Raw genomic sequence first — 12,604 nt, forward strand, 5'->3', positions numbered from 1 at the left:
CGGGCGAATCCGTGACCGATAATTCGGGCCGTCGAACGGCGTTATCAGATCAACGCAATGGCTTGCCCCTCTGTGGGTCGGCCGCCTTTACGTCCGTAGAGCTCCTCACTCCCGTTCACCACCGCAACCGAGTGCCGGCGCCTGTTGACCATCCCGATCAACGCTTGGTCAGCGAACTCACGCACCGACACGCGCTTCATATGATCTTTTAACCCCAGGCGTTTGAAACCTTCCCCCGGCCCGTATTCATCCTCACCATTATTGAGCGTGGCGATGGCCGCATTAAAACTTCTATTCGCCCAGCCGTCGTTGTTCTCCATTTGCGCTCGCTTGGCAGAACACGCAAACAGGAAGTGCGCATCCTTTAGCATTCCAGGATCATTAAGTTGCACAAATTTGGAACCACGAATAGCGCTATTCAACTCTGACTTCGTCAGTTTCAACTCAAACCCATCGCGCATAACGACTTTAAAACCCTCTGCGACCGGCTCAACAGACGTGTAGATAGCCTTTGGGCTTTGACCAAACTTCGCCATCGCCGCCTTGATGGCGGAAACGGTTACGCAATTACCATCCTTTCCTTGCCGAAAGCCATTCCAGATATTGTCGGGTTTTTCACCTTTACGCTTAGTGGAAAGTTCGGGGATCGGCTCGCGTCGCTTATCGGTGGGTGTTGTATCAGGAGCCGGTAGCACACGGGGTTGTGGTAGAGGTACGTCATTGTGGGTCGAATCAGGTAGGGGTACATTTTTACGCAAAAGCCTCTGCAACTGGTTGAAGAACTGTGCGAACAGATCTACCAGCATCCCCATCAAGGCCGTAGGGTCTGCGTTGTTACCAAAGCCTTGGGGCGTCACGTTTGTACGGGGCGCCGGTGTCGCCTCATTTGCGCTGGCCCGGTTAACGGAAGCCGGTGCGCCGCGAGTACCAGGGTCAGGGACTCGGAAGGGCTCGATGGAAAGTCGTGCAGCAGGGTTATGGCTTATCGATGACATGCTTCAAATCTCTCTGAGTGCTCCCTGACCGCATGGGCCAGGGAGCGGACATTGATGTTCAACGCCTCAAGACAGCAGGCTCAGAAGCGCGGACGGAGGCTGGGCCTTGCAGCTCGATGGTGGTCGAAACGGTTGTGCGAAGCCTTGTTGAAACCGTCCACGTCATCCGGTGCGGGGCAGGTAATGTCCGGAGTGGGCGGAGTGTTGGGCTTCGGGTCCACGGTGGGCGGGGTAACCGGAGACTGTGGCGCCGGTTGCTTATCGACATTCGTCGTCACCGGCGGCTGTGGCGCCGGTTGCTTATCGACATTCGTCGACACCGGCGGTTGTGGCGTCGGTTGCTTATCGACATTCGTCGTCACCGGCGGTTGTGGCGTCGGTTGCTTATCGACATTCGTCGTCACCGGCGGTTGTGGCGTCGGTTGCTTATCGACATTCGTCGACACCGGCGGTTGTGGCGATGGTTGCTTATCGACATTCGTCGACACCGGCGGTTGTGGCGATGGTTGCTTATCGACATTCGTCGACACCGGCGGCTGTGGCGCCGGTTGCTTATCGACATGCGTCGTCACCAGCGGCTGTGGCGCAACTTTTTCACCGGTATGCGGGCAGTGACAGCCCTGGACCTGCACGGTCAGGTTGATCTCCGAAGACTGTTTATTATTCTGTTCAACATGGGTGAGAGGCGTTAATTGCGGTTTGCTACTAGGCAAGAGCGTGAGTGGCACGCTCGTAGTGATCGCCGCTTTGGAATCCTGCTCCGGCTTCGTGCTGGCCTTGGTATCCCCTTCAGTGACAAGCTTGGGTGGCACGCTCGTCTGCGTAGTCGCTTTGGAATCCTGCTCCGGCTTCGTGTTGGCCTTGGTATCCCCTTCAGTAACAAGCTTGGGTGGCACGCTCGTCTGCGTAGTCGCTTTGGAATCCTGCTCCGGCTTCGTTTTGGCCTTGGTATCCCCTTCAGTAACAAGCTTGGGTGGCACGCTCGTCTGCGTAGTCACTTTGGAATCCTGCTCCGGCTTGGTTTTGGCCTTGGTATCCCCTTCAGTAACAAGCTTGGATGGCACGCTCGTATTCGTATTCGTAGTCACTTTGGCGTCAGGGCCCGGCTTGGTTTTGGTCTTGGCATCCGTTTCGGGAGTCCCTTTGTCGGATACGCCCGTGTCCGCAACAACCTTGGAATCGGCGCCAGGTTTCAGTTGGGGCTGGGCATCCAGTTCACCGGGCAACTTGGGCAGCACCCCCATGCCGGCGAGCATGCTACGCATCGCCTTCACCGCGAACTCAAACATGGCAAACAACTTTTCCAGGGACTCCTTATTCACGCTCACATTGTTTTCTTTTGGCGCAGGATGACTGTCTTTCAGAAACTTATTCGCGCTGTCCGTGGACGAGGTCAGTTCAAGCGGCTTATTCATGGGCACTGATGATTGATTAAGTTGTGCGTAATCCGTGTTCATCGGCACGAACTGTTTGGTCGATACATTAGACATATTTTTTTATTCCTTAAGCTGTGCCATCCCCCGCACTGGCAGAGAAGGCACACTGAGTGATTTAGAGTATGAAACAACAGTGAGCACTACAAACTCGCAAGATTCGTGGGGCGTAACGGAGATGAGTTCCGAAAAATCGCAACTCATATAACGAAACCAAATGACCGATGGAAACTTTTACCTATGGACATCCAGCGAGAAATCAAGGCTGAGCGTGGATCATTCGCCTCTTTAGCACACACATCGGGTAACACCCCGGCAAAAAAGCAACTTAAAGAAAACATTCAACTTAATTAGCTCATCCAACGTATGTTAATTGACGCGCACGCAATGACTTGGGCAGCCGAGCGACAAAATCACGCATTAAAACTTAGTGGCAGTCGAGCCAGCCACTCATGGTTACTTTCATATATCCCGCAACACCCCAACAACTGCCCAATGACTATGAATATTGAAAATCGCCCCAGACATCATGCCGTTACGCCCCACGTAAATTTTCAGGCAAAAAAAAGGCGCCTTTCGGCGCCCGTTACAGCAAAGGATGAAACACTTATATATGTAAACTTAATCTTTCAACACCGCTGACTGCTCTCGTTCACCGGGCATACCCAGCAAACGTCCGACCTGCTCCAGGTCTGTCTCTCTGCGCATCAGGGTAAATAACTCCACAGCCTCAGGGTAGTTGCGCGTGAGCATCGCCAGCCATTGCTTCAAGCGGCCCGGTGCTTGACGCTCGGTCAGTTGCGCCACCGACTGGGTCCAGAAATCCTGAAGCATGGGCTGCATCTCTGCCCAGGTCATCTCGACCACTTCCTCGCCCGCCCGCGCCGCTGCGATCTGCCGCGCCAGGTCCGGGCGCGCTACAAGGCCACGACCCAGCATGATGTCTTCGACGCCGCTGATTTCCCGGCAACGGCGCCAATCTTCGACACTCCAGATATCACCGTTGGCGAACACCGGCACCTTGACCACGTCCTGGACCCGCGGGATCCATTCCCAGTGGGCCGGCGGCTTGTAGCCATCGGTCTTGGTGCGCGCATGCACGACAATATGTGCCGCGCCGCCTTCGGCCAGGGCGGTGGCGCAGACCAGGGCGCCGTCCGGGCTGTCGAAACCCAGGCGCATCTTGGCAGTGACCGGTATGTGAGCCGGTACCGCGCGGCGCACGTGCTCAACGATTTGATTAAGCAGCTCCGGCTCCTTGAGCAGCACCGCGCCGCCCCGGGATTTGTTGACGGTCTTGGCCGGGCAGCCGAAGTTGAGGTCGATGACTTGCGAACCCAGCTCACACGCCAGGGCGGCGTTTTCCGCCAGGCACACCGGGTCAGAGCCGAGCAATTGCACACGCAGCGGCACGCCGGCAGCGGTGTGGGCACCGTGCAGCAGTTCCGGGGCGAGCTTGTGGAAATACGCAGGGGTGAGCAGGCGGTCATTGACGCGGATAAACTCGGTCACGCACCAATCGATACCGCCGACGCGGGTCAGCACGTCCCGCAGGATGTTGTCGACCAACCCCTCCATGGGCGCCAAAGCAATTTGCATGGAAAACACTCAACAAAAATCGTGGCGCAGTTTACTGGGTTTCCCACAGCAACCGTTAACCCCCTGTCAGGGCGGGGCCGTAACCGTCGAGAAACTCGGCGGGCATGCGCTTAGGCTTGCCGCTGGACAGTTCGATGCAGACAAAGGTGGTGTGCGCGCGCAACAGCGTTACGCCGTCACGCGGCCGGACCAGCTGAAAACGCCGGGTCATCTTCAGGCGCTGGTCCCAGTCGACGATCCAAGTGGCCAGTTGCAATTCGTCGCCTTCATAACCTGCAGCCAGGTAGTCGATCTCGTGCCGCACCACGGCCATGGCACGGTCCAGGCGGCGATATTCGGTGAGGTCCAGCCCCAGGCGCTGGGAGTGGCGCCAGGCGCAGCGCTCCAGCCAGGACACGTACACCGCGTTATTGGCGTGACCCAGGCCGTCGATGTCTTCAGGCGCAACCTGCAGATCGATGATAAACGGCGTTGCCAAATCCCAACCCATGCCTTGCTCCCAGTCGATTAATGTCGGCGGGGAGAGTGTATCAGGCGCTTTGCAGCGCCTGTAAACGACGGCCGGCCAACAGCGCCAGCACAGCGTCGATCACACGCGGATCAGCCAGCACTTTCTGATGACCGCCCTGCTCCAGGCGCAGCAAGCGGCTGTCGAACCAGGCTTCGTGGATGGCCTGAGACGCCTTGACCGGGACGAAGGTATCGTCTTCGGCATGCACGATCAGGCCGGGAATATTCATTTGGTAATGGGCCACGTCCAAGTGTTTGAGCGGCATCCCGAACGTCAACTCGACTTCCTGGATAAACGCCGAACGCGCCCGCGCCGGCAAACCGACCATCTGGGTAAACCCGCGCAGCACGTCCAAAAAGCGCGACGGCGAGGCAATACTCACCAACGCCTCGGTGCGCAACCCCAACTGCACCGCGAGCATCGCACTGGCGCCCCCCATGGAATGGCCGATCACGGCGTGCAGCGGCGGCAACTCGGCGGCGGCTTCTAGCATGGCGCGGGCAAACAGCAGCACATGGGCTTCACGCCCTGGCGAACGGCCATGGGCAGGGCCGTCCAGGGCAATCACCGAGTAACCATTGTCGACCAGCGCAGTGATCAGGCTGGCAAACTGGGTGGGCCGGCCTTCCCAACCGTGCATCAACAACACCGCGGGGCCTTGGCCCCAGCGCAGGGCGGACAACCCGAAACGCAAGGTGATGCGCTCCGATTGCGCCAGCAGCGGCAGTTCCCAGTCGCGCGGTGGCAGGTCGCGTGGCGTCATGAAGGCGCGACGCATCCGATTGGCCACCGTTTGGGGTGCCAGGCGCCCCAGCGTGCCGTTGAAGCGACGAATCCAGGTCAACGTGCCCATCATGCAGCCCTCTTCTAGCGCACGGCCGACTTGGCGGCGCGCAGCACACGGTCAGACAGTTCCCCCGGCCCCAAGGCGCGGGCCAAGGCCAGGCCACCGATCATCAGCGCCATGTCAGCCAGGGCTTTGTCGGTGTCTTCAGGGCCCGCGGCGAGTTGCGCCGCCATCAGCTCGCAGTGTTCGTTCAGCGCCTGGCGGAACTCATCCGGCAGGCGGCTCATCTCGCCGACGGTCGCGGGGATCGGGCAGGCCTGGGCGGTTGAGTCACGGTGCTTGCGCGACAGGTAAAATGCCGCCACCAGGCCTCTGCGCTCCTCGCCGGTGAGCTGTGAATCCATGTCGTCAATCGATGCGCGACGCTTGGCCAGCAACTGGGTGAAGGCCTCCAGCATCAGCGCGTCCTTGCTTTCAAAATGCGCGTAGAAACCACCGACGGTCAGCCCCGCCGCGCCCATGACTTCACCCACACTCGGTTCGGCCGGGCCACGCTGGATCAACGCGGCGCTGGCGGCCTGCAAAATACGTTCGCGGGTTTGCGCTTTTTTATCGCTCATCATTGCCTCCGACGTTCATGGGTTGAATATTATTACCATAATAATATTTGGCAAGCGACAGGCATGACCGTCGGTCAGAAGAGAAAGCAAGAAGGGAAGAAAGAATTGGCCAAACGCCAGACAAACAAAAGGGTCATTCAATAATTGAATGACCCTTAAAAATCCCGCAGAGCGGGTAATCGTGGCGTCCCCTAGGGGACTCGAACCCCTGTTACCGCCGTGAAAGGGCGGTGTCCTAGGCCACTAGACGAAGGGGACACAAACCTTCTATACATTGATCAGGCTGAGACTGATCTATTCAAGGACGGTGTGGCCGGAACCTTGAACCTGTAAATTGGTGGAGCTAAACGGGATCGAACCGTTGACCTCTTGCATGCCATGCAAGCGCTCTCCCAGCTGAGCTATAGCCCCGGATTTTTCGTCTCGCGACGCAGCAGACCTTTCGAGCTGCTTGTTGAAACTGGCGTCCCCTAGGGGACTCGAACCCCTGTTACCGCCGTGAAAGGGCGGTGTCCTAGGCCACTAGACGAAGGGGACAAAACCTTCTGTACAGCTGATCAGCGCTGAGAACTGATCAATTCAAGGACGGTGTGGCCAGACCTTGAACCTACAAATTGGTGGAGCTAAACGGGATCGAACCGTTGACCTCTTGCATGCCATGCAAGCGCTCTCCCAGCTGAGCTATAGCCCCTCATCGGTGAGGACGGGGCGAATCTTAATGGCGGTTTGGAAGTGTGTCAAATTTATTTTCAACAATTTCCAAAATTTTTTGCCGGGATAACAATCACTTACCGGCGAAACCCCGGAAAACCGGGGTTTCGTCGTTTCAACCGCTTGCTCAGGCGATAGCGCCCAGCAGTTTTTCCCACTCTTTGTTTTCTTTCTTCGATACACCACCAAGCAAATCAAGGGCTTGGCGCAGACGGAAACGTGTCAGGTCCGGGCCGAGGATTTCCATTGCATCCAGCACCGACACCGAACTGGCCTGCCCGGTGATCGCGGCGAACATCAGCGGCATGGCGTCGCGCAGCTTCAATTCCAGGGATTCCACCACCGCCTGGATCGTCGCGGTGATCGCATCCTTCTCCCACTGGCGCAGGCTTTCCAGCTTCCACAGGATCAACTGCATCAACTGGCGAACCTGGTCGCCCGAGAGCTTCTTGGACTCGAACAGCTTGGGATCCGGATTAACGCCACCGGCAAAGAAGAAACTGGCCAAAGGCGCGACCTGGCTGAACGTCTCCACCCTGCCCTGCACCAGCGGCGCGATTTTCATCATGTACTCAGGGTTCAACGCCCACTGCTGCACGCGGCTGGCGAACTCTTCGACCGGCAAGTCACGCAGCCACTGGCCGTTGAGCCACGACAGTTTCTCGATGTCGAAGATCGGCCCACCCAGCGACACGCGGGACAGGTCGAAGTTGTCGACCATTTCCTGCAGCGAGAACTTCTCGCGCTCGTCCGGCATCGACCAGCCCATGCGCCCCAGGTAGTTGAGCATCGCCTCAGGCATGAAGCCCATGCGCTCGTAGAAGGTCACCGAGGTCGGGTTCTTGCGCTTGGACAGCTTGCTCTTGTCCGGGTTACGCAGCAGCGGCATGTAGCACAGCTGCGGTTGTTCCCAGCCGAAGTATTCGTAGAGCAGGATCAGTTTCGGTGCCGATGGCAACCATTCTTCGCCGCGCAGTACGTGGGTGATGCCCATCAAGTGGTCGTCGACCACGTTGGCCAGGAAGTACGTCGGCAGGCCGTCGGTCTTCATCAGCACCTGCATGTCCATGCGGTCCCACGGGATCTCAACGTCACCGCGCAGCATGTCCGGCACCACGCACACGCCTTCGCTCGGCACTTTCATGCGGATCACGTGAGGTTCGCCAGCCGCCAGGCGCTGGGCCACTTCTTCCTTCGACAGCAGCAGCGCGCGGCCGTCGTAGCGCGGGGTTTCGCCACGGGCCTGTTGCTCGGCGCGCATCTGGTCCAGTTCTTCGGCGGTGCAGAAGCACGGGAACGCGTGGCCCATGTCGACCAGTTGCTGGGTGTACTGCTTGTAGATGTCGCTGCGCTCGCTTTGGCGATACGGGCCGTGCGGGCCGCCAACGTCCGGGCCTTCCGCCCAGGTAATGCCCAGCCAGCGCAAGGCATCGAAAATCTGCTGTTCCGACTCACGGGTGGAGCGCAGTTGATCGGTGTCTTCGATCCGCAGGATGAATTCACCGCCGTGCTGCTTGGCAAAGCAGTAGTTGAACAAGGCGATGTAAGCAGTGCCGACGTGGGGATCCCCAGTAGGCGATGGCGCAATGCGCGTGCGGACGGTGGTCATGGCTGGTCTCGAATGGGCGATAAAACTGAAAATTGAAACAAGGGGCGGATGGTAACAGCCTGGGTGATTTCTGGAAAACCGAGGCGCGGCCATCGGGGGCAAGCCCCCTCCCACATTTGACCGAGGTCCAACATGGAAATGCGGTCCAGTGTGGGAGGGGGCTTGCCCCCGATGAGGCCGGTAAAACCACCGTAAATCAGACGGCAAGCAAGCGCTCACGCAACTTGCCAATCTCATCCCGCGTCTGCGCCGCCGCCTCAAACTCCAGATCCCGCGCCAACTGGTACATCTTCTCTTCCAGCTGTCGAATCCGCTTGGTGATCTCACTCGGCGAGCGCAGTTCGTTTTCGTACTTGGCGCTTTCCTCGGCAGCCTTGGCCATGCCCTTACGCTTCTTGCTGCGCGAACCCGGCACGGTGGCGCCTTCCATGATGTCGGCGACGTCCTTGAATACGCCTTTCGGGGTGATGCCATTTTCCAAGTTGAAGGCAATCTGCTTGTCACGACGGCGTTGGGTCTCGCCAATCGCGCGCTCCATAGACCCGGTGATGCGGTCCGCGTAAAGAATCGCCCGCCCGTTGAGGTTCCGCGCGGCGCGGCCGATGGTCTGGATCAACGAGCGCTCGGAGCGCAGGAAGCCTTCTTTGTCGGCATCAAGGATCGCCACCAGCGACACTTCCGGCATGTCCAGGCCTTCGCGCAGCAGGTTGATCCCCACCAGTACATCGAAGGTGCCCAGGCGCAGGTCGCGGATGATTTCCACCCGTTCCACAGTGTCGATGTCCGAGTGCAGGTAGCGTACGCGCACGCCGTGGTCGGCCAGGTAGTCGGTCAAGTCTTCGGACATGCGCTTGGTCAGCGTGGTGACCAGCACCCGCTCTTCGAGGGCCACGCGCTTGGTGATTTCCGAGAGCAAGTCATCCACCTGGGTCAACGCCGGGCGGATTTCGATTTCCGGGTCGACCAGCCCGGTCGGACGCACCAGTTGCTCGATCACGCGGCCCGCATGCTCGGCCTCGTAGTTGCCCGGCGTGGCCGACACAAAAATGGTTTGCGGGCTGATGGCTTCCCACTCATCAAAGCGCATCGGCCGGTTATCCAGCGCCGACGGCAGGCGGAAACCGTATTCCACCAGGGTTTCTTTACGCGAGCGGTCGCCCTTATACATCGCGCCGACCTGCGGCACGCTGACGTGGGACTCGTCGATCACCAGCAGCGCGTCGGGCGGCAGGTAATCGTAGAGGGTCGGCGGCGGCGCGCCGGATTCACGGCCCGACAGGTAGCGCGAGTAGTTTTCGATACCGTTGCAGTACCCCAGCTCCAGGATCATCTCCAGGTCAAAGCGGGTGCGCTGCTCCAGGCGCTGGGCTTCCACCAGCTTGTTGTTGGAGCGCAGGTACTCCAGGCGCTCGGCCAACTCGACCTTGATGCCCTCGATGGCGCCCATAAGGGTTTCACGCGGGGTCACGTAGTGGCTTTTCGGATAGAAGGTGAAGCGCGGCAGCTTGCGGATCACTTCGCCGGTCAACGGGTCGAAGGCCGACAGGCTCTCGACTTCATCGTCAAACAGTTCGATGCGGATCGCTTCCAGGTCGGATTCGGCCGGGTAGATGTCGATCACGTCACCACGCACCCGGAAGGTGGCGCGGGCAAAGTCCATGTCGTTGCGGGTGTATTGCAAGCTGGTCAGCCGACGCAGCAGCTCGCGCTGGTCGAGCTTGTCGCCGCGATCAACGTGCAGCACCATCTTCAAATAGGTTTCCGGGCTGCCCAGGCCGTAGATGCACGACACCGTGGTGACGATGATCGCGTCCTTGCGCTCCAGCAGCGCCTTGGTCGCCGACAGCCGCATCTGCTCGATGTGGTCGTTGATCGACGCATCCTTCTCGATAAAGGTATCGGAAGACGGCACGTAGGCTTCGGGCTGGTAGTAGTCGTAATAGGAAACGAAATACTCCACCGCGTTGTTCGGGAAGAACGCCTTGAACTCGCCGTAGAGCTGCGCGGCCAAAGTTTTGTTCGGCGCCAGCACCAGGGTGGGGCGGTTGATCTGCGCGATCACGTTGGCGATGCTGAAGGTCTTGCCCGAACCGGTCACCCCGAGCAGCGTCTGGTGGGCCAGGCCGGCCTCGATGCCTTCCACCATCTGGCGAATGGCTTCCGGCTGATCGCCAGCGGGTTCAAAGCGGGTGACGAGTTGGAAATCCGACATAACGTACCTCGTGTAGTCACCCCAGACTGTAAACCCGTCGAGGACGAAATAGACCACCACCCGCGAAGATTCAGCGCGGATCGTAGGAAAAAACCATGATAGCCATAGAAGTGGTGGCGAATGTGGCGGGTTTCAAGGCAATCGTCCTGACTGCCGTCTACGATCAATGTTGCAATAAGACTAACGGTCAGCAAATAAACCGAAAAACTTGGCCGAAAAGCCGTTTCGGTGGTCGCCCTCGGCAGTGAGGGCCTCTATACTAGCTCCCCGTTTGTGCACCGCTCTAGTGCATTCGGCTGGAGCGCGACACGTCCCTCCATTCCCCCATAGAGCTGCCGCAAAAATGAGCCTGTTCTCCGCTGTCGAAATGGCACCACGCGATCCTATCCTGGGCCTCAACGAAGCATTCAACGCCGACACACGAACCACCAAGGTCAACCTTGGCGTGGGCGTTTATTGCGACGAGGAGGGGAAGATTCCACTCTTGCGTGCCGTTGCCGAAGCGGAAGCCATTCGCGTGGCGCAACACGCCGCCCGTGGCTACTTGCCGATCGACGGCATCGCGGCCTACGACAAGGCCGTGCAAACCCTGCTGTTCGGCGCTGAGTCGCCCCTGCTCGAAGCCAACCGAGTCGTCACCGTACAAGCGGTCGGCGGCACCGGCGCGCTGAAAATCGGCGCCGACTTCCTCAAGCAGCTGCTGCCCAACGCCGTCGTTGCCATCAGCGACCCGAGCTGGGAAAACCACCGCGCGCTGTTCGAAACAGCCGGTTTCCCGGTGCAGAACTACCGCTACTACGACGCCGCCACCCACGACGTGAACCGTGCCGGCCTGCTCGACGACCTCAATGCCCTGCCGCCACAGTCCATCGTGGTGCTGCACGCCTGCTGCCACAACCCGACCGGCGTCGACCTGAGCCCGGCCGACTGGCAGAACGTGCTGGACGTGGTCAAGGCCAAGAACCTGGTGCCGTTCCTCGACATGGCCTACCAGGGCTTTGGCGATGGCATCCACGAAGACGCCGCCGCGGTGCGCCTGTTCGCGGAATCGGGCCTGACCTTCTTTGTGTCCAGCTCGTTCTCCAAGTCGTTCTCCCTGTACGGCGAGCGCGTTGGCGCACTGTCGATCGTCAGTGAATCCAAGGAAGAAAGCGCGCGCATCCTGTCCCAGGTCAAGCGTGTGATCCGCACCAACTACTCCAACCCGCCGACCCACGGCGCGGCCATCGTGGCAGCGGTACTGAACAACCCTGAGCTGCGCGCCCAGTGGGAAGCCGAGCTGGCTGAAATGCGCCTGCGCATCCGTGGCATGCGCGAGCAGATGGTCGCCGAACTGGCCAAGGCTGCTCCGGGCCACGACTTCAGCTTCGTCGGCCGTCAACGTGGGATGTTCTCCTACTCCGGCCTGACCGTTGAGCAAGTCACCCGCTTGCGCAGCGAGTTTGGCATCTACGCACTGGATACCGGGCGTATCTGTGTGGCGGCGTTGAACCAGTCGAACATTGGTGCGGTGACCAAGGCGATTGTTCAGGTGTTGTAAGCCTGAAACAGGTGTGATGAAAGGGAAGCCATTCACGGCTTCCCTTTTTTATGGGCGAATGCCGAACCTGTGGTGAGCGAGCTTGCTCGCGCGGGGCTGCGCAGCAGCCCCATCCCCTGCCACCTGGAACTTCCTGAGAGAACGCGGTGCCTGAACAAGGGGCCGCTGCGCGCCCCAGCGCGAGCAAGCTCGCTCACCACAGGTTCAGCGCTCGCCACGGGAATTGCATCGTTTGCAAAAAATTCACTGGGCGCAGCACTCAGCCCCTAAACTGACCGTCGATTGCCCCTTTGCTGTGAGATCCCTATGAGAAACGACGACCTGGACCTGCGTGCCGACCGCGACGAGCTGGACCACTTCACCCCACGCGCGCCGCAAGCCAAGCGCCAGAAGAGCCTGGTGCTGCAAGTGGCACTGGGTGTGTTCCTCGGTGGACTGGCGCTGTGGCTGGTGCAATTGGGCGCGACGGCGATCATGGCGAAATTGGCCATGGGCACCCTGCAATTCGGCGGCTGATACCTATCAAAATGTGGGAGGGGGCTTGCTCCCGATAGCGGTGGCTCAGACACAGATGTAGTGACTGGCAC

10 protein-coding genes and 4 tRNA genes are annotated in these 12,604 nt (G+C 59.5%); 2 read left to right on the forward strand and 12 right to left on the reverse strand.

The features are described 5' to 3' along the window. Positions 1-44 precede the first annotated feature (44 nt). The 12 genes from ACI512_RS25260 to uvrB form a co-directional block, all read right to left on the reverse strand. Positions 45-806, reverse strand: a complete 762-nt coding sequence (locus tag ACI512_RS25260; protein ID WP_329616646.1) for a hypothetical protein — start codon at positions 804-806, stop codon at positions 45-47. Between the two features lie 269 nt (positions 807-1,075). Beyond that, positions 1,076-2,485: a hypothetical protein gene (locus ACI512_RS25265; protein ID WP_405121406.1), complete on the reverse strand. Its 1,410-nt coding sequence runs from the start codon at positions 2,483-2,485 to the stop codon at positions 1,076-1,078. A gap of 564 nt (positions 2,486-3,049) precedes the next feature. Then, positions 3,050-4,027, reverse strand: coding sequence for a tRNA-dihydrouridine synthase (locus ACI512_RS25270; protein ID WP_236382309.1), 978 nt, complete (start codon positions 4,025-4,027; stop codon positions 3,050-3,052). Between the two features lie 55 nt (positions 4,028-4,082). Continuing rightward, positions 4,083-4,517: a thioesterase family protein gene (locus ACI512_RS25275; RefSeq protein ID WP_015884984.1), complete on the reverse strand. Its 435-nt coding sequence runs from the start codon at positions 4,515-4,517 to the stop codon at positions 4,083-4,085. Positions 4,518-4,557: 40 nt separating this feature from the next. Then, positions 4,558-5,391 carry an alpha/beta hydrolase gene (locus ACI512_RS25280; protein WP_043206304.1) on the reverse strand — a complete coding sequence of 278 codons (834 nt, stop codon included), beginning with the start codon at positions 5,389-5,391 and terminating at the stop codon, positions 4,558-4,560. 14 nt (positions 5,392-5,405) lie between these two features. Further along, positions 5,406-5,945, reverse strand: coding sequence for a TetR/AcrR family transcriptional regulator (locus tag ACI512_RS25285; protein WP_046035309.1), 540 nt, complete (start codon positions 5,943-5,945; stop codon positions 5,406-5,408). A 182-nt stretch (positions 5,946-6,127) separates the two neighbouring features. Next, a tRNA-Glu gene (locus ACI512_RS25290) sits at positions 6,128-6,203 on the reverse strand. 77 nt (positions 6,204-6,280) lie between these two features. Beyond that, positions 6,281-6,356 (reverse strand) — tRNA-Ala (locus ACI512_RS25295). A gap of 50 nt (positions 6,357-6,406) precedes the next feature. After that, positions 6,407-6,482 (reverse strand) — tRNA-Glu (locus tag ACI512_RS25300). 78 nt (positions 6,483-6,560) lie between these two features. Then, a tRNA-Ala gene (locus ACI512_RS25305) sits at positions 6,561-6,636 on the reverse strand. A gap of 147 nt (positions 6,637-6,783) precedes the next feature. After that, positions 6,784-8,265 (reverse strand): glutamate--tRNA ligase, encoded by a 1,482-nt coding sequence (gene gltX, locus ACI512_RS25310; protein ID WP_015884987.1) that lies wholly within the window; start codon positions 8,263-8,265, stop codon positions 6,784-6,786. Positions 8,266-8,461: 196 nt separating this feature from the next. Then, the gene (gene uvrB / locus ACI512_RS25315; protein ID WP_010209048.1) at positions 8,462-10,477 is read right to left on the reverse strand and encodes an excinuclease ABC subunit UvrB; all 2,016 of its coding nucleotides are present in this window, start codon (positions 10,475-10,477) and stop codon (positions 8,462-8,464) included. A gap of 343 nt (positions 10,478-10,820) precedes the next feature. Here uvrB and ACI512_RS25320 point away from each other — a divergent pair, with 343 nt between their 5' ends. Beyond that, positions 10,821-12,017, forward strand: a complete 1,197-nt coding sequence (locus ACI512_RS25320; protein ID WP_015884988.1) for an amino acid aminotransferase — start codon at positions 10,821-10,823, stop codon at positions 12,015-12,017. A 306-nt stretch (positions 12,018-12,323) separates the two neighbouring features. Then, positions 12,324-12,533, forward strand: a complete 210-nt coding sequence (locus ACI512_RS25325; RefSeq protein ID WP_017847720.1) for a hypothetical protein — start codon at positions 12,324-12,326, stop codon at positions 12,531-12,533. Positions 12,534-12,604 lie beyond the last annotated feature (71 nt).

The sequence above is a fragment of the Pseudomonas petroselini genome, from assembly GCF_045037875.1.
In the GTDB taxonomy this organism is placed as follows: Bacteria; Pseudomonadota; Gammaproteobacteria; order Pseudomonadales; family Pseudomonadaceae; genus Aquipseudomonas; species Aquipseudomonas petroselini.

What these genes read in the sequence shown, in the direction of transcription:
- ACI512_RS25260 (WP_329616646.1), bottom strand. Translation starts at nt 806, where the DNA reads ATGCTGGTAGATCTGTTCGCACAGTTCTTCAACCAGTTGCAGAGGCTT.
- ACI512_RS25265 (WP_405121406.1), bottom strand. Translation starts at nt 2,485, where the DNA reads ATGTCTAATGTATCGACCAAACAGTTCGTGCCGATGAACACGGATTAC.
- ACI512_RS25270 (WP_236382309.1), bottom strand. Translation starts at nt 4,027, where the DNA reads ATGCAAATTGCTTTGGCGCCCATGGAGGGGTTGGTCGACAACATCCTG.
- ACI512_RS25275 (WP_015884984.1), bottom strand. Translation starts at nt 4,517, where the DNA reads ATGGGTTGGGATTTGGCAACGCCGTTTATCATCGATCTGCAGGTTGCG.
- ACI512_RS25280 (WP_043206304.1), bottom strand. Translation starts at nt 5,391, where the DNA reads ATGGGCACGTTGACCTGGATTCGTCGCTTCAACGGCACGCTGGGGCGC.
- ACI512_RS25285 (WP_046035309.1), bottom strand. Translation starts at nt 5,945, where the DNA reads ATGAGCGATAAAAAAGCGCAAACCCGCGAACGTATTTTGCAGGCCGCC.
- gltX (WP_015884987.1), bottom strand. Translation starts at nt 8,265, where the DNA reads ATGACCACCGTCCGCACGCGCATTGCGCCATCGCCTACTGGGGATCCC.
- uvrB (WP_010209048.1), bottom strand. Translation starts at nt 10,477, where the DNA reads ATGTCGGATTTCCAACTCGTCACCCGCTTTGAACCCGCTGGCGATCAG.
- ACI512_RS25320 (WP_015884988.1), top strand. Translation starts at nt 10,821, where the DNA reads ATGAGCCTGTTCTCCGCTGTCGAAATGGCACCACGCGATCCTATCCTG.
- ACI512_RS25325 (WP_017847720.1), top strand. Translation starts at nt 12,324, where the DNA reads ATGAGAAACGACGACCTGGACCTGCGTGCCGACCGCGACGAGCTGGAC.